The organism is Rhodospirillum sp. A1_3_36 (assembly GCF_047263945.1).
Taxonomy (GTDB): domain Bacteria; phylum Pseudomonadota; class Alphaproteobacteria; order Rhodospirillales; family Rhodospirillaceae; genus Rhodospirillum.
The window spans coordinates 603,829-624,794 of the sequence record NZ_JBLAVB010000001.1; the positions used below are offsets into that span (position 1 = coordinate 603,829).

Here is a 20,966-nt window from a genome sequence, read left to right on the forward strand (position 1 = left end):
AAAGTACGTGAACGACTGCCCAAAGCTTGTGCAGATTGAGGTGATGGCTCGTTTCGATCACCTTAGGGACGGTTTCAATCACCTTCGGCGGAAGGAATCCGGTTCTTCAATGAAGCCCAATTTGACGCAATTGATCACCGGTCGCGACGGTCGTTACACCCCAAATCCCCGTCCACGAATCAGCTGGAGGGTGGATGCTATTCCTCATCGTCACCGTCCATACCCCGGTCCTTTCGCCTGGGCCGAACGCGAACCCTGGGTCGAGGCTCGTTCGATCCAGTTTCAATCAGCCGAGCGGCGGACAAGGCTTAAAAGTCGGTCCCCCGGATTCCCGGAGTAACGTTTCCCGGTGCCTGGGTGCCGCTCAATCCGATCAAGGACCCTCATACCATGGCCGATCATCAGGGCAGCGACCTCAAACTTCCCGACCCTTCGAAACTGGGCAAGACGATGGCGGACATCGCCGAAGTCAGTCAACGCCTCGTCACGGAATTCCTCTCCAATCAGGCCAGCCAATCCAGCGGGTCCATGGGCGACCCCACGAACATTGGCGGCGCCTTCTTCGAAATGACGACCCGAATGATGAGCGACCCCGGTCGTATCGTCGAAGCCAACATGACCCTTTGGCGGGATTACATGACGCTTTGGCAGAACGCAGCGGTTCGAATGATGGGGGGCGAGGCGCCGACCATCGTCCAGCCCGAACAGGGGGATAGACGCTTCAAAGACGACGCCTGGTCAGAGAACGAGGTTTTCGACTACATTAAACAAACCTACCTCCTTTCTTCCCGCTACATTCAACAGGTCGTCCACGGGACCGAAGGCCTGGACAAGCATACGGCGGAGAAAGTCGACTTTTACACCCGTCAGTTTGTCGACGCCATGGCGCCGTCCAACTTCATGGTGACCAACCCGGAAGTCATCCGTCAGACCATTGAAAGCGGCGGTGACAACTTGGTAAGAGGCCTGGAAAATCTGCTTCACGACTTGGAGCGGGGCAAGGGTCAACTTCGCATTTCGATGACTGACGAGAACGCCTTTGAGGTCGGGGTCAATGTTGCTACCACGCCAAGCAAGGTGGTGTATCGCAACGACTTGATGGAACTCCTGCAATACGAACCGAGCACCGAACAGGTCAACAAACGGGCCCTGCTGATTATTCCGCCCTGGATTAACAAGTTCTACATCCTCGACCTCCGTCCGAAGAACAGCTTCATTAAATGGGCTGTTGATCAGGGGCACACGGTCTTTGTCGTATCCTGGGTGAACCCTGATGCCTCCCTGGCCAAAAAGTCCTTCGAGAACTATATGCTTGAAGGCCCGCTTGCAGCCCTCGACGTGATCGAGAGTATCACCGGAGAAACCTCCACCAATGTTATCGGCTATTGTCTGGGCGGTACCCTGTTGGGGTGCACGCTGTCCTATCTGACCAGCAAAGGACAGGCTGGCCGCATCGCCTCGGCCACTCATTTCACCACCATGCTCGACTTCACGGATCCAGGAGAACTGGGTGTTTTTATCGACGACGACAGCCTGGATTACCTGGAAGAACAGATGAACAAGCGAGGTTATCTGGATGGTTCCGAAATGGCAGGGACCTTCAACCTCCTTCGGGCCAACGACCTGATCTGGTCCTTCGTGGTCAACAACTACCTGCTGGGCAAGGATCCCTTCCCTTTCGACCTGCTTTATTGGAATTCGGACAACACCAGGATGCCTGCAGCCATGCACAGCTTCTACCTGCGCAAGATGTATCAGGAGAATGCGGTGAAGGATCCCGGCGGGATTACCCTCGATGGCGTCCCCATTGACCTGAGCAAGGTGAAGACCCCTGCCTATTTCATCAGCGCCCGGGAGGATCATATCGCCCCTTGGAAATCGACCTTTGTCGGCTCCCAACTCTACTCCGGTCCGGTGAAATTCACGCTTTCTGCCTCCGGGCATATCGCCGGTGTTGTCAACCCCCCCGCCGCAAACAAATATTGCTTCTGGACCTACAATCGAAAGGTCAAAGATCCCGACGCATGGCTTCAAAAAGCCACCCAAACCGAGGGGTCTTGGTGGCCTGATTGGAACACTTGGGTCAGCAAATTCGCGGGTGGCCAAGTTCCAGCGCGTAAACCGGGAGACGCGGGCACCGAAGTGCTGTGCGACGGACCAGGTACCTATGTCAAAGTTCGGGTCGTTTAGATTAAACCGCCTTAAATCGAAATCGATTTAAGGCGGATAATTTGACCTACAATCCGTATACTTAGAGTATCGCATAGGGCGGAAATCCGGTTTCCACTTTGCCGCGCGACACTCCAGGTCTCTTCTGCTTTCTCCAATGAAGGACACCGCCCATGGCTCACCATTCCTTGCCCCGCATTCTGGCCGTGACTGTCCTCTCTCTGGCCATGACGCCCCTTTTCCAGACGGGCGCGGCCAGCGCACAAAGCCCCGAAGACCTGCTCGCCACCTACCAAACCAGATGCACCAGCGAAGCTCACCGGGAAGCAGCCCGAAAAGGTCCCCAGGAGGCCATGGACCACGGCACCCTCTGCGATGACTTGGCCAAGCGCATTCAAACCGGGTTGAAACGACAGGAAACCGGTGCGCAGGCGTCCCCTCTCGCACGTCCGAATCCGACGGTCTGGCCGGATTCAGGCCTTCCCCCCTCTCCGGGATCCCCCTTGCCCGTACCGAATCCCGAATAGTCCGCCGGGGGAGCATCCGTATCCGGTCGGGAAAATTTAACTTTTGGTAACCGCTTTTACAATAAGCTCGCCCCATATGGGTCTCCTGAAGCACGTCACGTTATGGTGCGTTAAGACGAGGCGTGAAATGGGATCGGTGAAACAATGGGGAGATGGGAACCATGCGTAGGACGAGCACCGAACTGTCCCAACCGGACGGACACCGATCCAGCCACCTTTCCTTTCGGGGATGGGCGTTCCTACTCATTGGCGCTGCCTTGGCTCTATCGGCTTGCGCTGGCAGTCCAGAATTCCGCGCTGTCACCGCAGATGGCCTGTCCGAGACAGCGACCGCTGGACGTGATGCACGGGATCGGGCTGAAGCCGTGGACCTTGCCCAAGGTGTCCTTCCACGGAAAGACTTGGCATTGGCCTATGTCTATCAAGAGCCCGGCATCCCACTGATCGATGAAAACCTCAGCCTGGACGGGGGTACCCCTGTGCCCTTGCGGGTCAATCAATATCGCGTTTGGGAACTGGAACCCGGAACCCATCTTCTCGAAGCCTGGAGGGGCAACCGCCGCTTAGGCAGTCGATCCCTTCGACTGCGACCCGGAGAAGTGATTTTCTTCAAGTTCGCAGTTAAGAACAACCTGGGCGGAAAACTCTACCTCGTCCAGGCGGGTGACCAAGAAGGTCGGATTTTTGTCCGCTCCGCCAATTTCGGCGCTCAATAGAGGGTCCCGCTCTTTCCATTGTCCATCTGCCTCCGGTCTTTCTTCGGACCGGAAAACCGATTCCCACGTTTCCGCTCGATATTTTAATCAAATCGCCAGAACCCAAGAGTTATGGTGATTTCCCCAAAAACTACCCGACGGTCAAAGGATAAAAGACCCCAGATATCAATATCTTGTTTCCCACTATTCCACCGTTTTTGTCCTCTAACTCACTTCTATTCGGCCATTAACAAACAACACCGCTTTATAAGAAAACCCAATGTGCGCGCGAGCCTCCTTGACTTTCTGGGACGGCACTGAAAAACTGTCAATACGTTTGGGTAGGGGTCTGTTTTCCTTTTTGAACCCTTCGGTCCTGATATGATGCAGGGCTTGTAAGCGCCCCTCACGCGTCTCCTGACCTCCGGCAGGAAGTCATTAGTCTTTCCTCCGAACAGCCGACTTGCAGGGGCGCGCCGCGCCATAAGCAAACCGGACGGCCCCCGTCCAGGAACCATATATTTAGAACAGGATCAGAAAACATGACCAAAAAGGCTGAAACCACCGCAGAAACACCCGCCGAGGACACAGCTTCTGAGGACACGAACACGAAGGAAACAACCATAGAGGAAGGCGCTCCCGCACTCACAGGGGATGAGCGACTGCACCAGGCCCAACGGTTGGTGCGCCGCGCCTCTGTCTGGGGCTTCGGCGCCGGCTGCATTCCCTTACCCCTGGTTGATCTCGCCACGGTGACCGGATTGCAATTGAAGATGATTTCCAATCTATCGAACCTCTACGGCATCCCATTCCGCGACCATACTGCGAAGAACATCGTGGCTGGACTTTTGGGTAGCATTCTACCAAAAACTCTCGCTACTGGCAGTGTTGGCTCCCTACTGAAGAGCGTTCCCCTGTTCGGGAGTGCCCTTGGCCTGCTGTCCATGCCCAGCTTCTCGTCTGCAGCGACCTACGCCATTGGACAGGTCTTCATCAAGCATATGGAATCCGGTGGCACTCTGTTGGATTTTGACGTGGACAAGATGCGCGGTTACTTCATCGCCGAGTTCGAAGCCCAAAAGGCAGAGACAACCAGCGAGCCAACCAAGGTCGCCAGTTAAATATCCAATGAAGGGCAGCCCCCTTCCCTTGTCCAGCTCCGCTTGACTCAATTTAGACTTGTGGTATGATCGTCCCATTGGCCCGGGTCTATGAACACCCGGGTCGACTCTCCTCTGCTATAGCGCGTGAGATCTAAGCTAAGGGCAAAAGATTTCGGCAAAGCCACCATTAGCTGTTCGTTGCCTCTTCCACGCATCAGGAGCCGATCCATGGGCCTCCCTCTTCTTGTCTATGTCTGCCTTTCGATCGTGATGGGGGTAATTGGTCGCAAAACGGCCATCGGTTTCGTTGGTTTTTTCATCCTCAGCTTGGTCATCACACCACTGGCGACCTGCATCATTTTGCTCATAACCTCCCCTCGCTCGGACCATCTGCCCCAACGCTGAAGCCCCCTTCCCATCCTCTCCGGTTTCCGGTCATCTTTCCGGCAGCCGACGGTTTCTTTGAGCCACCAGATAGCCCCCCTCTGCCTAGTGGGTTTTTTAGGTGGAACCTTGCTCTTTTGATTTTAATGTCGCGAGGATTGTAAGTGTGGGTCGGTCTTGTCACAAGCCGAACACGTCAATAGCGGCAAGGATTCTGTGGATGAGCCCCTTTCGTCGGTTGCCTCTACTGCAACCAATGGGGCTAACTTTTGTCGGCCTCGAGTATTTTGCGCAAAAATGACCACCGGTTTTGCATATGAAAATGCGATGAAACAAAATCTTAGGGCACTTTGTGTAATTAACGACACAGTTCACGACAGTGTCTGGTTTTTTTGAGCGATTGCCCAAACCCATTTGGGGGAAAATGCCCCCAAACCCCCATTTTTTCTTTAAGATGATAGATGCTTGTGGCGTTTCGACCCCAATGGGGGGAACGAACGGGGCAGAGCCCCATGACTGGAAAGCACCCCTACCGTATACCGTGATTTACGACAAACTCAATCAGGCAAGCTAATAGCGCATTTTCGCAATGATCAGCTTAGGCGCCCGACCAGTCACCGTCAGGGCCGCCTCCTCAAAGCTCGGCGGACCGAGAAGGACCTTAGCGTCACGGGAAAAGCCAAAGCCCTCCATGGGGAGACCCAACAAGCTTTGATCGAAAACTCCGTTATTGTTTTGATCGTGGAAGAACGCAATCGCATAGCGCCCTTCCGGCAGGTTGGTGAACAGGGCTTCAGTCTGATTGCCATGCGGGTGGACGGTGACCTTGCGAATCACCCCATCTCTCTTGGGAAACCGATCGGCTTGATCATAGAGAGCCAAGCGTACCACCCCATCGTCTGACTTCAATCCCGTAATCGCCACCACCAATGTGCTATCGCTCCGTCCAGCGAAGGCCACAGCGGAGTCTGCAAGTACTGACAGACAAAGCATGAGAGCTAAAGTAACGATCGATATCAGCTTTGAAACACGCATAGTTCCAAGACCTTCGCAGCATTTTTTCATCTAGGAGTAAGGCGTGGTAGCACCGTTCCTCCACCATGACAATACGGCAAGATTCAATGGAGCCATGTTTCTAATGCAAATCCCTTCAACCGAGAAAACACGAGAAAAATCAAAATCTTATTAAAATCTCAAACCACATCCACACGATACACGACAGTGTCTCGTGTTTTTTGGGCGATTGCCCAAGCCCATTTGCGGGTAAATGCCCCTAATCCCCCATTTTTCCTTTAGAAATAATGGCCTGGGGTCTGGGGCCTTTCGGGCCCCAGTGGAGGACGGGGCAAAGCCCCGTGACGGGACGACACCCCCTGTCGTGTACTGTGACGCGAGACTCGCCCCTTTTTGCAAGAGTCGCCATTTGTCTGTTTGAAGGCTTGCACGCGACCGTGAGGTATCTAATGCCCAGAAGACGATACAGATCTGGACTTGCCGTAGCCGCAATCGCAGCGTTCGGCGCTGGAGGTCAGACGCATCACCCAACCGTCCCCGTGGTCGCTACGCTCCCACTTAAAGGTCGCCCCGCACTTTTGACAAACTTGATCATTGGGCCGCAAAGTCCGACGGCCCCCTCCCTTTAAATGCCCGGCCACCGCAACGCGGCCCACCGTTCTAGGGTCTATGGATATTGGTTTGGCCATCTTCGCCCTCATCCATCGGCCGTGATGCTGGCGATCAATTCGGCGAGCACAGCTTCAGCCCTATCATTACTTACTTGGCAGGTTCCAGCAGCATCATGACCGCCCCCCCCATACTTGAGGGCCAAGGCTCCAACATTGGTCTGGGATGACCGATTCAGAATAGACTTACCGATTGCAAAGACCGTGTTTTGCCGGTCCCGGCCCCACATCACATGAATGGACATGCTGGCTTCAGGGAACAAAGCGTAAATCATGAACCGATTGCAGGCGTAGATTGGGTCCTCGCCCCGCAAGTCGAGAACCACCAAGTTGTCGTATACAGAAGTGTTTCGCACGATCTGATGTTCGGCCTTTTCCCTGTGCTCCAGGAACAGATGGACCCGTTCCTCCACATCGGGAAGGGACAAAATTTCATCAATGGTGTGGTGGCGGCAATAGACAATCAAATCCATCATCAATTGATAGTTCGAGATGGTGAAGTCCCTAAAACGCCCCAGCCCCGTGCGCGGATCCATCATGAAATTCAGTAGGGTCCAGCCATCCGGCGCCAGAATTTCTTCCTCCGAATACTGTGCAGAATCCGCTTTATCCACGGCCTCCATCAATTCATCTGAGACGTCGTGGAAACGCTCCTTGCCTCCGAAATAATCAAAGACAACACGAGCCGCAGAGGGGGCATTCGGGTCGATAATATGGTTTTCCTTGGGGCCAACGCGGACCGTTTCGGACAAATGGTGGTCGAAACACAGATGCACGCCATCCACATAGGGCAGGTTCGTGGTGATGTCCCGAGAAGAAATCTCGATTTTACCGTCCTGCATATCCTTGGGATGAACGAAGGTAATACCGTCGATCATATCCAAATCTCGCAGCAGCATCGCCGCCACCAAACCGTCGAAATCACTGCGCGTCACCAGCCGGTATTTCGGTTGATCCATCGCCCCCAACGTCCTCACCTACATTTGTTTCAACGACAGCACCCGCCATTCTTAGGCGACTCAGCCCCAAGGAAAGCGACACGCACGGATGCCATACTCTCTCGATAGGGATCCCAGACCGCCCCGAACACGACAACCTGCCCCTACCCGTCAGGGTATCGCGCCGTCGCCCGCCCCACAATGCCAGATTACGTCAGGGCCAGATTACCTCAGGACAGGCTTACCTCAGAACCAGAATTACGGCGGTCAGAAGAGGACGGTTCACTTACGAGACCATTTGTACCCGACGCGGGCTATTTTAGAATCGCCCATGGTCTCGATTGAAAACCCCCCAAATTCGCCGCATCATGCTATTGAAGGTTGGCAAGCGAACAGCGGCCTACCCTATCCCCCCGGGGAGGAATAGAGGGAAGCAGCAACGCCCAAACCAAATGCCTTGTGAAACAAAGGGGGTTATCGTGTGGCCTTTTGGCGCGCGCGGATCGTCATACAAGCGGTTCGACATTCAACCCGGTGACCAATTCACGAAAAGTGATGGGCGCTTCCATTCCATATGGATCGTCTTGCAAATCGTCGAGCTTCCGGATGTCCCCCCCCATGCCCGTTTATCGCGCCAAGGGGAAACGGCACGGGGAGGGTACCGGACCATATCGGTTTTAGCCCTCATGGACCCCTCTTTCTACCTGCGCATCCCGCGATAGCCGGTATGTGGATGATGGCTGGATGGCTGACTTTCACTGACCAAAACACCCTAGATCAAATGCTTAGAGTATCGCGTGGACCGGAAAACCGGTTCCCACTTTTCCTCTCGATACTCTAACCACCTCCAGCGGTCTCTTGATTCGGCTCGTCGCCTCTCTCAGTCACACGCCATAATCAGAGCTATTGAGCGGCAACCTTCGCCGAGGGAACAACCTCGGGAATCGCTTCAGACAAGGTCAGGGAGATCAACCGGTAGAGCGTTTCTGGAAGGTGCGAATCCGTATCGATTGCCGCCCCCTTGGCGATCAACTCGGGATCCAGGTGGCTATGGGGACCGACCGGTGTCTCCCCATCAATGGCCGGGATGGGGCTCCACACTTCAACTCGCCCCATGCGGGTCAGAAGGACACGATGAGGGGACGCCCTGCGTAGGGTGTCAAGGACTGTGCGGTCTTCACCAAGGACAGGCTTGCCCTTCTGCTGACGCAACAGGGCCACAAGCCCCGCCTCCTCCACCCGAACGCAATAATCGATATGCGGCAATCCCAACCCCAGGTCAAAGAGAACACCCTGCCGGTCTCCCGTCCGCAGTGCTTCCACGTCCGGCCCGATCTCGCTCAAGACGCGGCGGTTGGACATGGCCGCCTTCCGAGTATAAAGGCACAGATCAATCCGTCCAATCAGCCCTTTTGCGTTCGCTTGGCCGATCATCTTGATCTTCTGGGCGCCATGGTCCAGGACCACCCGGACGCCCCCCTGCCCCCCCCGGACTTCCCCGCCATATTCCCAAAGGCGCGCCGTCAACAAAGAGCCATCCTTCCCATTGAATTCGACCGCAGCGCCTGGCACGCCAATGGACCATTGGGCCTGGGCATCATCCAAAGATCCCAGGATGATCCGGTCCAGGGTTGCCATGGGATACCCGAGAACGGGGACGCCATATCCCGTTTCCTCGCGACGCTTGCGCAGAGCCCTGAAGGCGTCAAGCTTTTGTTCGCCATCGTAGGACGGCCAATCCTTGATCTCCGCAGCGGACCGGCCACAGCCTATGCAAAGGGAGCCGTCCGCGTTCATTTTACAAATTCCGATACAGGGGGAGGGCATGGGACCAAGCATGATCATTCCTTATAGAGGACGGCGCGAAAGGAGGACGCGCGAAAGCAGGGAGGGAGGAAGTGCCGTTGTTCGCTTTTCCTTGGCCGTCATATTGGGTTTACAGGGCCGCTTGCAAACCTTTCTCGACAAAAAGCACCCTGCCCCTTGATCCCGTACCCCAGATCGGGGGACAAAGACTCAATGGGCATCCATAAGCGAGGCCCTGAAATGGCAAAAACAGGAAGACGGGGCAAACGGCTCATGGATATACGGGACGGCTTTTTGGGCGCTATCGGTGGAACGCCCCTCATCCGGCTGGATTGGGCATCCCGCATGACCGGGCGAGAGATTCTCGGCAAGGCCGAATTCATGAACCCCGGCGGCTCGGTCAAGGATCGGGCGGCGCTCGCCATCATTCGCAATGCCCTGGACTCCGGCGCCTTGAAGCCGGGCGGTACGATCGTCGAAGGCACTGCGGGCAACACGGGTATCGGCCTGACCCTGGTGGCCAGCGCCATCGGCTGCAAGACCGTCATCGTCATGCCCGAGACCCAAAGCCAAGAAAAGAAGGATACATTGCGTCTGATTGGCGCCGACCTGCGTCTCGTCCCCGCCCTACCCTACAAGGACCCAGGCAACTACGTCCGGTATTCGGAGACCCTCGCAAAGGAACTGGGCGCCTTCTGGGCCAACCAGTTCGACAACACAGCCAACCGGGAGGGCCACCGGACCACCACCGGAGCGGAGATCCTCGCCCAAACGGAAGGCAAGTTAGATGCCTTCACCTGTGCCGTTGGCACCGGTGGAACGCTGACCGGAGTGGCCATGGCCCTGAAGGCCCATGACCCGGGCATTAAGGTGGTCCTGGCAGATCCCATGGGCTCTGCCCTCTATTCCTGGATCAAGACCGGCGAGCTCAAGTCCCAGGGTGACTCGGTCACCGAGGGGATCGGTCAGGGACGGATCACGGCGAACTTGGCGGACCTGACCGCAGATGATGCCGTCCAAGTCACCGACGAGGAGGCCCTGGAAGCGGTTTTCGCCATGGTCAAGGAAGACGGCTTGGTCCTGGGGGGGTCCGCGGGCGTGAACGTCGCAGCAGCCATGAAGGTTGCCCGAACCCTGCCTGAAGGCTCCCGGGTCGCAACCATCCTGTGCGATGGGGGGCAGCGCTACCAAAGCAAGCTATTCAATCCGATCTTCTTGAAGGAAAAGGGACTTCCCCTTCCCGACTGGCTCGACGGATCCTCTTCGCCCTCATCCAACCCCGCCCCTCCCCCCTCGCCTGATGTATCGTGACTGCTTAGCGGAAGGACTATTCAATGACCTATGCCAATCCCGACGCCCTGGTTTCCACCGCCTGGCTGGAGGAACACCTGAATGCGCCGGATGTCCGCATCGTCGACGCCACCTATTTTATGCCCACCTCCGGTCGTGACATGCGCGCGGAGTTCGAGGCCTCCCACATTCCCGGTGCCGTCCATTTCAACATCGACGAGGTGGCAGACAAAACGAAGGCCAAGTCCCATGCCCTGCCCACCGCCGAGATCTTCTCCTCGGCCTGCCGATCCCTGGGCCTGGGCGACGGCCAGCGGATCGTGGTCTATGACAAGAGCGGCGGCGCCATGGCCGCCTCTCGCGTCTGGTGGCTGATGCACCTCTTCGGCCACAAGGATGTATCCCTGCTCGACGGAGGCTTTGGCGCCTGGGTGTCCGAGGGGCGCCCCATTGACGACCTGCCCCGCCCGCCCAGCCGTCGCCATTTCACCCCTCGGGTCAACACCACTCTTGTGCGAGACGCCCAGCAGGTGCGCGCTACCCTCGGAAAATCGGGGGAACTGGTGGTGGACGCCCGCTCCCCGGGTCGCTTCAACGGCACCGATGCCGAACCCTGGGAGGTCGCCCGCGCCGGTCACATTCCCGGTAGCGTGAACCTGCCCTTCGGCGCGATCCAAACCAAAGAGCACGGCCGCTTTGCCGACGCTGAAACCATCAAAGCCACCTTCGAGCAGGCCGGGGTCGACCTGGACCGCCCGTTGATTGTCAGCTGTGGATCAGGTGTCACCGCCTGTGTGTTGGCCCTGGGGGCCTATCTGATCGGCAAGGAAGACGTGGCAATCTACGACGGTTCTTGGGTGGAATGGGCCAATCTAAGTGACTACCCCATCGAAAGATGACAAAGCCCGAAATTCGAACCAAATAGTAGAAACACCCCCTTGCCCTTCCCGTTTACGATCCCCACTTCTAATCCAGGAACTGGGTACAAACGGGTGGAAACTCCCGCACCAGACACCAACGGCATAACCGGCCCCATCCCGCCCAAGGATAAGAGAATGGCCGGGCAGGCGTTCCGCTTCCCCCCCGCCATGATAGCGGTGCGCCCATCCTGAAAGACCCGCCCCGAGCGGGTCTTTTTTCGTGCGCCAATACCGAACTGCAAAGGGTCACGGACCCTTTGATCCCATTGGTAAAAAACGAATGGGGGTTCCGGGGCCTCAGGCCCCGGTGGGGGGCGGGGCAAAGCCCCGCGTTTTTCAGTTTCTCAAAGAGACAGTGTATTACGAGAGTAAAACGGGGCCATCTTGACTCAAGCCGATCCAGTTCCACACGATGCTCAACCTGTTGACACTTTGATCTAGACATATAATTGAGAGAAGGAGGGGCTGCACCATTGCAGGTTCTATCAACCACGCACGAATTAGGCATCAACGGGGCCAGCTTGGCCATTCCCGAAATTGCGGCCCGCTTGACCACCCGAGGGGATCGGATTGACGTTCTGGTTCCCGAAGAGGTGACGGGACCGCTTCAAGGCCTGATCGAATCGGCTGGCGGGCGCGTCATCAGGGCGGCAAACATCAAAACAGGCTATGACGTAGCCCTCGTCAACACGATCCTGAACGCCCAGATGGTGTCATCCATGGCCCCCCATATGCCTGTTGTCTGGTATATCCATGAAGCGGAGGCGGGTTTCGATTGGCTGTTGAAGAACAGTGAAGGCGCTGCCGCCTTCCAGGCCGCCACCCATGTGATCCTGTACCATCCCCATTGCCGGGACACAGTTTTCGCCCCCTTTCTAAGGCACTTTCCCCAACATGCCGTCAGCATCATTCCATCGGGCGCGGACATCCCTCCTCCAGATGCTCCCGTACCCCGGGCGCATGAGAAAGATGGGCGGGGGATCCTTTTCGTTGGCACGCCTTATAGTCGCAAGCGTCCCGTGGACCTCATGAGCGCGTTCCTCGCCTTTTGCGATGGCGCTCCGCCCCTTCGGATCGTTGGTGACTCCAGCTATCTGGACCCGGACGCCCGCCCCCTTTTGAAACGGGCGCCCGACCGGTTCCAATTCCTGGGGGTCCTCGATTGGCCCGCGCTCCGCGCGGAATACGAGCGGGCAAGCATCCTCAGCCTCCCCTCCGGTTCGGAATCCATGGGGCGGGTGACCATGGAAGCGGCCTTACATGGCTGCGCCTTGGTCCTCTCGGACCTGCCCGTGCACAAGGGGGTTTGGCGCGATGGAAAGTCGGCCCTGCTCCACAGCGTTGGTGACCAGCCCAGCCTCGGCTTGGCCCTACGCCGACTTCTGGATCACCCAGAAGACCGGATCCGCTTAGCCGAAGCCGCCCGAATGGTGGCCCTGAATTATCCCAAAGAGCAGTCCTTGGACCGGGTTCTGATGGTTCTGGATCGGGTGACCCGCGCCCACCAACTCAGCCAACCGCGCTCCTCCGCCCAAAACGGGGTGCGATGAAATGGGCACCGGGCGGAAGGCAGGTTTCCCGCGTGAACCACATTTCACGTGACAGGCTCCAGAATGAAACGGGATCAGCTTGCGTCAAGCTGGCCCCGTTTCCCTCTCCTTCGATCAGTATTAGAGTATCTTCAAGGCCAAGTTTGGGCGCAAAGCGACCCAACTTGATCTCGGAGTACTCTAACGGACCAGTTGATCTCAGGGGCCTATCCCACGGCCTGGAAAGGTTCTGAACGCCCCTCAGAGTTCCCTTCCATACCGAGCCCGAACGCACCCGTACAGGCAATAGAGCCGTCGGGAAAACGCCAGCGCTTCTGGGCCGCACCACCCGATTGGGTGTGGTCGGTGTCTTCCATCAAACCACCAAAGCCAAGGGCAATTTCATCGGCGTGGGCGGCGACCGTCTCGGGCGCCATATCCCTTCGCCAGTTCGCGCCAAACCGTGTTGCCATCGTAAGCGTGAACAGGTTGAACGCGTGGTACGAAGTCGGTGTCACAGCCATCGTCCGAATCCTTGAGTTGTTGAGCCCAAAAAATCCAGACGCCTCCTCATTTCCTTTCCGACCGGGTTCCAGACGGTCTGCGAAACCCGCCGGTCGATGTTCAATCAGTGTCCCGAGGACCGAATTGGCTCCGGTTCGGTTGATCATTGTTGCGTCGCACAATACACAGGGAAGCCGGTTGGCACTATGAAAATGCGCCGCAAGATCGGAAAACCCTGTTCAGCGTGGCAGCGCGTGATATTTTAGACACAAAATCACGCCTTTGGCCCATCTCTAAGATTGTTTCGCGCCTGGGAATTCCCCATATGGCTTGGGAGTTTAGGCTCCCTTAGAGTTATCAATGGTCTTTTGGCGTTCGATTTCCTCTGGCCTTTTCCCCATCTGAGTCCCCTTTATCCCTTCGAGGCCCCATGAAAAAAGATACAGCGGTCACCCATGCCGGACGCGATCCCGCCCGTTTCGACGGGGTGGTCAACACGCCCGCCTACCGGGCGTCCACCGTGATCTTCCCCACGGTGGCGGACCTGAAGGCCGCCCATGGCAAGAAGTACGAGACGACATACTACGGTCGCTATGGCACCCCCACCACCCAGTCCTTGGAAGCGGCGGTGGCGGAGATCGAAGGCGCAACCCATTGCGCCGCTACCAGTTCAGGCATGGGCGCAATCGCGGGAGCACTCTTGAGCTTCCTGAAGGCCGGCGACCACCTGTTAATGGTCGACACGGTCTATTGGCCGACCCGGCGGTTCTGCAATGACTTCCTGAAGCGCTTTGGGGTGGAGACCACCTATTACGATCCCCTGATTGGAGCGGGAATCGCCGAATTGATGCGCCCCGAGACCAAAATCGTCTTCTGCGAGGCGCCGGGCTCCCAGACCTTCGAAATGCAGGATATCCCGGCCATCGCCGCCGCCGCCCACGCCGGTGGCGCGCTGGTTCTTCTGGACAACACCTGGGCTTCGCCCTTGTACTTCCAGCCTTTTGACAAGGGAGTGGACATCTCCATTCAGGCGGGGACCAAGTACATTGTCGGCCATTCCGATGCCATGCTTGGCACCATCTCCACGGTCGAAAAAGAGCAGTTCCTGACCATTAAGGACACCCTGGGCTCCTTCGGCTACGCCACGGGGTCGGAAGAGGCCTACCTGGGCCTGCGAGGCCTGCGCACCCTCTCGGCCCGCTTGGAGCGGCACCAGCGCTCGGCCCTGACCATCGCCCAATGGCTCCTGGACCAACCGGAGGTGGCGAAAGTCCTTTACCCCGCCCTGCCCGGCGATCCGGGCCATGCTATTTGGAAACGGGATTTCTCTGGTGCCTCCGGCCTGTTCGGCGTGCTTCTGAACCCGGCACCTGAGGAACGGGTCACCGCCATGCTGGACGGCATGACGCATTTCCTCATGGGGTATTCCTGGGGTGGCTACGAAAGCCTGATGATCCCCACCCATACCTCCATCGACCGCACGGCGACCCAATGGACCCACGATGGCCCCTCGGTCCGCCTGCACATTGGTCTGGAGGATCCGGAGGACCTGATCACCGATCTTCGTGCGGGATTTGATCGCCTGTCGGGGAAGGCCTGATCCCATGACGGAGGCGCCTCTGCCCGAAAAAAAACAGCCCAAAGCCCCCCTAAAGGATGATGCACCCGTCTGGTCTCTGGTCCGGTTCAACGGAGACGGTCTGGTCCCGGCCATCGCCCAGCGCCTGGAAACCGGCGAGGTCCTGATGATGGCCTGGATGAACCGGGAGGCCCTGGCCGAAACCCTGGCTACGGGAAAGGCCTGCTACTGGTCCCGTAGCCGGGGGAAACTCTGGCGCAAGGGGGAAAGCTCCGGCCAGAGCCAAACCGTAAAGTCGTTGCGACTGGACTGCGACGGAGACACCATCCTGCTGGTGGTGGAGCAGGACGGCGTCGCCTGCCACACAGGGCGGAGCAACTGCTTCTTCAACGAAGTGAACGCTTCAGGCGACATCAAGGTCATCGCCGAGCCCCTGGTGGATCCAGACGACCTGTATGGCACCGGAAGCAAGCATTAAGTCGTACTCGACTTCTTACCCATGTTTGGTTGGGATGAGGGGATGGAGAAGCGGTCCCCTTCCCCCGCATCGACGAAAACAAACCGCTCACAGATTGGATCCACACCCATGAGCCTCCTTCCCGTCACCGTTCTCACCGGCTTTCTGGGCGCGGGGAAATCCACCTTGCTGAACAAGCTGCTCCGGCACCCGGATATGGGGGAGACGGCGGTGATCATCAACGAGTTCGGTGAAGTGGGCCTGGACCACCTGCTGGTCAGGCGGGTGGACGAGGACGTGGTTCTGCTCAATTCGGGCTGTCTCTGCTGCACGGTGCGTAGCGACATGGTGGACGCCCTGCGCGAGTTGTTCCTGAAGCGGGTCCGCAACGAGGTTCCGGAATTCCAGCGGGTGGTGATAGAGACCACGGGCTTGGCCGACCCGGCACCGATCATCCACACCCTGATGACCGACCCCCTGGTGGGTGCCCATTTCCGCATGGACGGTGTGGTGACCTTGGTGGACGCGGTGAACGGTGACAACCAACTCGACCGCCAACGGGAGGCCGTAAAGCAAGCCGCGGTGGCCGATCGGATTGTGTTGACCAAAACGGATATCGCCACAACGGAAGCTGTCGAGGCCTTGCGCAACCGTCTCCACGCGCTCAATCCGGCGGCACCTCTCCTGGAAGCCGTCTCCGGCGAGATCGATCCATCGGCATTGATTGATTGCGGTCTGTTCACAACAGAGGACAAGGCGCCGGACGTAGCCCGTTGGCTGAACGAGGAAGCCTACGCGGAGAAGGCCGAGGAGGGTCATGGGCAGCATGACCACGATCATGGGCATCACCACCACGGCCATCACCACCACGACGTGAACCGACACGATTCCCACATTTCCTCTTTCTGCGTCACTGTCGACGACCCCATTGAATGGGAGCTCTTCGTCAGTGCCATGGAGCTGCTGATTTCCAGCAAGGGAGAGGACCTTTTGCGAGTCAAGGGCATCCTCAACGTAGTAGGGCAGGAGTACCCCATCGCGGTGCACGGCGTGCAGCATGTCTTTCACCCTCCGGTCCCCCTGCCCGAATGGCCGAGCACGGAGCGGGCTTCCAAAATCGTCTTCATCACCCGTGACCTGGACAAGGAGACCGTGGACAGCCTGCTTGGGGCCATTTTGAGCGGGCGGATGTCCATGGCCTCCGGCGTCGAACCAGCCTAGAGCATGTTGCGTGAATCACATTTCACGCAACATGCTCTGGAGCCTCTTCGAGGCCATGGTACATGACAGTCGGTACTTTCCAGTTACGGGGCTTTGCCCCGTCCCCCCCCCTTCTTTGGCGAGACTCGGGCCGAAAGGCCCCAGACCCCGGGATAAAGAAAAAGGGGGATTTGGGGGCATTGGCCCCCAAAATGGGCTTGGGAAATCGCCCAAAAAAGACGAGTCGCTGACGTGTACCCTGGGTCTTGGCCCAAGGTGATCTCGGAATACTCTAGCCGAATCTTGGGCATCGCTAAACGGTCACCACAGCACGTCCGTCCCGGGAAAAGAACACGCGATTCACCACACCTTGGGGAAGCAGGCCGTAGACCCGGGCCAACCCAGCGATAACGACCAGACTAAAAATCACCCGGAAGACCACAACACCGCTCCAATGGGCGCCAAGGGCCATGATAAACAGACTGTCTTCGATCAGGCTATGACAAAGGCCCAGCAGGCAGACGGAGAGGAACAGGTCCTTGCGGGGAATGGTTCCCGCTTGCCCTTCCTTGATAATCAAGGCACCGCCATAGGACAAACCCAGCAGAATGCCCACCATCGTCAGGGGCATGGCTCGGCCACCAATGCCCACGGCCCCTAGAACCGGAGCAAGCAGGTTGGTCAGCATGCGGGTCACACCGGTTTTGTCCATCACCCGCAGCAACAGAACCAATCCCACGACGATGGCCAGGATGATCCCCAGGGTATGTAGGCTGGCCAAGGCCCAGTCACCCCAGCCCTGTTCGGTGGCCGGAGCTCCGTTCCCGGACAGCAGGGTCAATGTCACGGGCTCCTGGAGCCAGTTCAAGCTCCGGTAGAACAGGTTCATCAGGGCGCCACAGGCCAGGGCGCCGAGAACCCGTAGCAGGGTCGAGAACACGAACCCCACCCCCGCCCGTTGGGAGACTCGTTGCTCCAGGGGGATGGAATGGGCAATCAAGACCATGGTTCCGATGATGGTCATCTGGGCGGTTGTCAGCGTGAGTTCAGGCAGGATTCCCAACAGAACCGCCGTCCCGCCGTAGATATTCACCAAAAGCACCGTGGCCCATACCAACCCCAGTTCCGAGGGAAGGCCGACCAGCGCCATCAGCGGCGCAAACACGCGGGCCAGGATGGGAAGGACACCCAGCTCGACGAGAATCCGCACGGCAACCATGACGGGGATCATGACCTTCGCCAGCGTCCAATAGACCCCCAGCCCCTCGATCAGGGTGGCACGAAGAAAACGGATCAGGGACATGGGAGACCTTTCAGAAAGCGGGACCAGAGAGCAGCGTTTCAAACCGGCGAAATCATAGATCCACTCCCTTGAAATAGGTGGTCAAAATCTCCGCCATGACGCACCATTTCACCACAAAATCCAATTCTATGGAGAAATCCTGCATGGATGCCTTGGACCGTCGTTTGCTGGACGCCTTGCAACGGGACGCCTCGGTGACAAACGCGTCCCTGGCCGAGCTCTGCGGCCTCTCGCCCTCAAGCTGTCTGCGGCGGGTCCAACGGTTGAAGGCAGAGGGATATCTGAGCGGCACGGTGGCCCTGGCCGACGCGGACCGCCTGGGACGGGGCTTGACGGCGATTGTCGAGGTCGTTCTGGAACTGCATGCCAAATCGAAGCGTGGAAAATTCCTCGAGGTCCTGGAGCGGGAGGCTTCGGTCACCCAGGCCTGGACGGTGACCGGTGATCCGGACATGGTGCTGATCCTGCGCTTGAAGGACATGAAGGAATATGCAGAACTGGTAAACCGGGTCTTCGACACGGATCCCAACGTTCTGCGCTTCCGCACGCTCTTCGTGATGAGCACCCATAAGGATACGACGGTTATCCCCACCGACGCCCTACCGTGATCCCCCCTCCTCCTTCGCCAGACCGGTCCCATGGGTGCGGTCATAGGCGGAAACAGGCGGAGAGGCCCACCCCTCCGGCAGCGCTGCGGGTTTCAGGATCTCCACCACCAGCGGATAACAGGCCGCAACGTCGGAGGAATGAACGGTGGAGCAATCCCCGCCAGGACAGGCAGACAAGTCGCCGAGCAAGTCGATTTCGGCGAATATCTCGAGGTAATCACCGGGGCGGACGGGGCTGGCCTTCATGAAGTACTGACCGGTATCCTTGAGGAATCCGGTACACATGAAGACATTGAGCACATCATGGACATGTCCCTCGGCCTCGGCAAGGGACAGACCGAGGTGCTCGGCCAAGGCCCGGGTCAGGTTGGAATGGCAGCAGTGGTGGTACTGGCCGCCATCGCTGAGCAGGGCATGGGTATAGGGGTCGCAGCGGGTGCCGATGACGTCATGGCAGGCGCCGCCAAAAGCGTCAAAGCCGTACCAGTCCAGCGTATCGTGAATGATGGTGGCCATGGGCCGAAGGTGGGGAAAGGACGAATAGAGCCGATCTCCCAAGCCCACATGGGTGCCGTTCAACGCACGGGTCTTGCCGGAATAAAAGCGCTCGGACAGGTCCTTGGCATTCCAGAGATTAAGGTCGCCCACCTGCGGTCCCTCGACGGAGCGAATCCGAAAGACATGGCCCGCAGGCACGGAGAAGCAGCGCGCGTCGCGAGGAGGGACCGTGACCGACTCGACGAGGGTCAGACTGTCACGAAGGCTGCGGTAGGCGGAGAGATCCGGCTGCGGCAGGGTTTCCGTGGGGTAACAGACGACAGGTGCGACAGCTTTACGGGCGGCAGCGTCAGCGGGTGGGGGGGTGAGTGGGGTGGGTTTCATACAGTCACATCCTAGTTGGTACTTACAGTGACTAGATCATATAGTTAGAGAGGAATGAGACGGAAAACCGCACACACTTTTCCTCATTCCGCTCTAGTTATACCCCGTCTTCTTGAAAGACCGAAAAATGCGGGGCATTGCCCCGCCCCCCAACCGGGGCCTGAGGCCCCGGACCCCCATTTGGGATCAAAGGGTTCGGGACCCTTTGCGGGTTTGGGCAGAGCCCAGAAACTGCGAAGCAGGTTTTCCGGATGTTCGGGGACACAGAGTATATCTAGGTTTTAGAGTGCTCCATCACCCTACCCACGACCTGCTTGACCTCATCCCGCACGGGTCCCGGATTGGGGGGATCAACCAGAGTGGTGAACCAATGGTCTGGCGGAGTCCGACCCCGCCGATGGTTCCAATGGAAGCCGCGCAACAGGGCCTCCGCCTCAAACGGCAGGTCTTGGGGAAAGGTCTGGCCCGTGGCCGTACCCCAGATCCCGGCCCAACAGCGGGCCACGGACCAGGGATTATACCCCCCTCCCCCCAGCAGGATCACCCGGGGCGCCAAGGGGATCAGGTTCGCCACCGCCCGCCACAGCGCCCCATTAGACAGCATCATCCGGGATTGGGGGTCATCGGCCAATCCATCCGCACCACATTGCACCACCAAAGCTTGGGGCCGCCAAGCCGTAACCAGGGGCACCACCGCATTGTCCATGACCCAGGCGTGTTCGCTGTCATTCAACTCCGTGGGCATGGGCAGGTTGCGGGCCCAGCCGCCGCCCCGGTCTGTTTCGGGACCCGTGCGTGGCCAGCGATCCCGTTCGTGGATGGACAGGACCAACACCCTCTGGTCCCCATGAAACGCATCCTGGACCCCGTCCCCATGGTGAGCGTCCAAGTCCACATAAGCAACGGGACCGATGCCCGCGTCCAACAGAGCCAGAATCCCGAGCACCGGGTCATTGAGGTAGCAAAAACCACTGGCCCGATCTGCTCGACCATGGTGCGTGCCACCTGCGGGATGGTGAACCAAACCACCCTGCCGCACAAGCTCCACCGCCTTGAGGGTTCCCCCGCAAGAGGTGGCCGGACGCCGATACATTTCCGGATAAATGGGATTGCCATTGACCCCGATATTATGACGCTCCCGAATGGCCTCCGGTACGGCCTGAGCGACCTCCGCAGCCTGCAAGGCCGCCACATAGGCCGGATCGTGAAAGCGGGCCAAGGCCTCCGGCGGAGCCTGGGGGCTCTCCACAAATTGGGACTCGGGCAACCACCCCAGTGCCCGGACCAGATCCATACAGGCGGAAACCCGGGGGATGCTCAGGGGGTGGGTCCTCCCATAGCGGGAGTCCCGGTAGATTTCATGGGCAATGAACAAGGGTGTCTTGAGCAT

General features: G+C 58.3%; 19 protein-coding genes. 12 read left to right on the forward strand and 7 right to left on the reverse strand.

Annotated features, from left to right (window positions below; translation table 11 throughout):
• Nucleotides 1-390 precede the first annotated feature (390 nt).
• From ACLIRY_RS02590 to ACLIRY_RS02610, 5 genes are all read left to right on the forward strand, one after another.
• A complete protein-coding gene (locus ACLIRY_RS02590) occupies nt 391-2,190 on the forward strand; it encodes a PHA/PHB synthase family protein (RefSeq protein ID WP_413203774.1) in 1,800 nt (599 codons plus the stop codon).
• A gap of 152 nt (nt 2,191-2,342) precedes the next feature.
• Nucleotides 2,343-2,696: a hypothetical protein gene (locus tag ACLIRY_RS02595; protein WP_413203775.1), complete on the forward strand. Its 354-nt coding sequence runs from the start codon at nt 2,343-2,345 to the stop codon at nt 2,694-2,696.
• Between the two features lie 161 nt (nt 2,697-2,857).
• Nucleotides 2,858-3,412, forward strand: a complete 555-nt coding sequence (locus tag ACLIRY_RS02600) for a hypothetical protein (protein WP_413203776.1) — start codon at nt 2,858-2,860, stop codon at nt 3,410-3,412.
• A gap of 521 nt (nt 3,413-3,933) precedes the next feature.
• Nucleotides 3,934-4,512, forward strand: a complete 579-nt coding sequence (locus ACLIRY_RS02605) for a YcjF family protein (RefSeq protein WP_413203777.1) — start codon at nt 3,934-3,936, stop codon at nt 4,510-4,512.
• Nucleotides 4,513-4,722: 210 nt separating this feature from the next.
• Nucleotides 4,723-4,899: a hypothetical protein gene (locus tag ACLIRY_RS02610; RefSeq protein ID WP_413203778.1), complete on the forward strand. Its 177-nt coding sequence runs from the start codon at nt 4,723-4,725 to the stop codon at nt 4,897-4,899.
• Nucleotides 4,900-5,448: 549 nt separating this feature from the next.
• Here the strand turns inward: ACLIRY_RS02610 and ACLIRY_RS02615 are convergent.
• The 3 genes from ACLIRY_RS02615 to ACLIRY_RS02625 form a co-directional block, all read right to left on the reverse strand.
• A complete protein-coding gene (locus ACLIRY_RS02615; RefSeq protein ID WP_413203779.1) occupies nt 5,449-5,871 on the reverse strand; it encodes a DUF2141 domain-containing protein in 423 nt (140 codons plus the stop codon).
• A 718-nt stretch (nt 5,872-6,589) separates the two neighbouring features.
• Nucleotides 6,590-7,519 carry an exopolyphosphatase gene (locus tag ACLIRY_RS02620; protein WP_413203780.1) on the reverse strand — a complete coding sequence of 310 codons (930 nt, stop codon included), beginning with the start codon at nt 7,517-7,519 and terminating at the stop codon, nt 6,590-6,592.
• An 882-nt stretch (nt 7,520-8,401) separates the two neighbouring features.
• Nucleotides 8,402-9,343 carry a DUF1289 domain-containing protein gene (locus ACLIRY_RS02625; RefSeq protein ID WP_413203781.1) on the reverse strand — a complete coding sequence of 314 codons (942 nt, stop codon included), beginning with the start codon at nt 9,341-9,343 and terminating at the stop codon, nt 8,402-8,404.
• Between the two features lie 234 nt (nt 9,344-9,577).
• Between ACLIRY_RS02625 and ACLIRY_RS02630 the strand changes: the two genes are divergently transcribed.
• The 3 genes from ACLIRY_RS02630 (at nt 9,578) to ACLIRY_RS02640 (ending at nt 13,064) form a co-directional block, all read left to right on the forward strand.
• Complete coding sequence (locus tag ACLIRY_RS02630; protein ID WP_413203782.1) at nt 9,578-10,615, forward strand: cysteine synthase A; 1,038 nt, start codon at nt 9,578-9,580, stop codon at nt 10,613-10,615.
• 23 nt (nt 10,616-10,638) lie between these two features.
• The gene (locus ACLIRY_RS02635; RefSeq protein ID WP_413203783.1) at nt 10,639-11,493 is read left to right on the forward strand and encodes a sulfurtransferase; all 855 of its coding nucleotides are present in this window, start codon (nt 10,639-10,641) and stop codon (nt 11,491-11,493) included.
• Between the two features lie 494 nt (nt 11,494-11,987).
• Nucleotides 11,988-13,064 carry a glycosyltransferase family 4 protein gene (locus tag ACLIRY_RS02640; protein ID WP_413203784.1) on the forward strand — a complete coding sequence of 359 codons (1,077 nt, stop codon included), beginning with the start codon at nt 11,988-11,990 and terminating at the stop codon, nt 13,062-13,064.
• A 206-nt stretch (nt 13,065-13,270) separates the two neighbouring features.
• Here ACLIRY_RS02640 and ACLIRY_RS02645 read toward each other — a convergent pair whose 3' ends face one another.
• Nucleotides 13,271-13,567 (reverse strand): hypothetical protein, encoded by a 297-nt coding sequence (locus tag ACLIRY_RS02645; protein ID WP_413203785.1) that lies wholly within the window; start codon nt 13,565-13,567, stop codon nt 13,271-13,273.
• Nucleotides 13,568-13,977: 410 nt separating this feature from the next.
• Between ACLIRY_RS02645 and metC the strand changes: the two genes are divergently transcribed.
• The 3 genes from metC (at nt 13,978) to ACLIRY_RS02660 (ending at nt 16,804) form a co-directional block, all read left to right on the forward strand.
• Nucleotides 13,978-15,147, forward strand: coding sequence for a cystathionine beta-lyase (metC, locus tag ACLIRY_RS02650; protein ID WP_413203786.1), 1,170 nt, complete (start codon nt 13,978-13,980; stop codon nt 15,145-15,147).
• Nucleotides 15,148-15,151: 4 nt separating this feature from the next.
• The gene (gene hisI, locus ACLIRY_RS02655) at nt 15,152-15,604 is read left to right on the forward strand and encodes a phosphoribosyl-AMP cyclohydrolase (RefSeq protein ID WP_413203787.1); all 453 of its coding nucleotides are present in this window, start codon (nt 15,152-15,154) and stop codon (nt 15,602-15,604) included.
• A gap of 108 nt (nt 15,605-15,712) precedes the next feature.
• On the forward strand, nt 15,713-16,804 hold the full coding sequence (locus ACLIRY_RS02660; RefSeq protein WP_413203788.1) for a CobW family GTP-binding protein: 1,092 nt from the start codon (nt 15,713-15,715) through the stop codon (nt 16,802-16,804).
• A 292-nt stretch (nt 16,805-17,096) separates the two neighbouring features.
• Here the strand turns inward: ACLIRY_RS02660 and ACLIRY_RS02665 are convergent, their stop codons facing one another.
• Entirely contained in the window at nt 17,097-18,086 is a 990-nt protein-coding gene (locus tag ACLIRY_RS02665) for a nucleoside recognition protein (RefSeq protein WP_413203789.1), read from the reverse strand.
• A 143-nt stretch (nt 18,087-18,229) separates the two neighbouring features.
• Here ACLIRY_RS02665 and ACLIRY_RS02670 point away from each other — a divergent pair, with 143 nt between their 5' ends.
• Complete coding sequence (locus ACLIRY_RS02670; protein ID WP_413203790.1) at nt 18,230-18,694, forward strand: Lrp/AsnC family transcriptional regulator; 465 nt, start codon at nt 18,230-18,232, stop codon at nt 18,692-18,694.
• Here ACLIRY_RS02670 and ACLIRY_RS02675 read toward each other — a convergent pair.
• Nucleotides 18,686-19,576, reverse strand: coding sequence for an urea carboxylase-associated family protein (locus tag ACLIRY_RS02675; protein ID WP_413203791.1), 891 nt, complete (start codon nt 19,574-19,576; stop codon nt 18,686-18,688). The genes ACLIRY_RS02670 and ACLIRY_RS02675 overlap by 9 nt on opposite strands.
• Nucleotides 19,577-19,850: 274 nt before the next feature.
• A complete protein-coding gene (locus ACLIRY_RS02680) occupies nt 19,851-20,966 on the reverse strand; it encodes an acetoin utilization protein AcuC (protein ID WP_413203792.1) in 1,116 nt (371 codons plus the stop codon).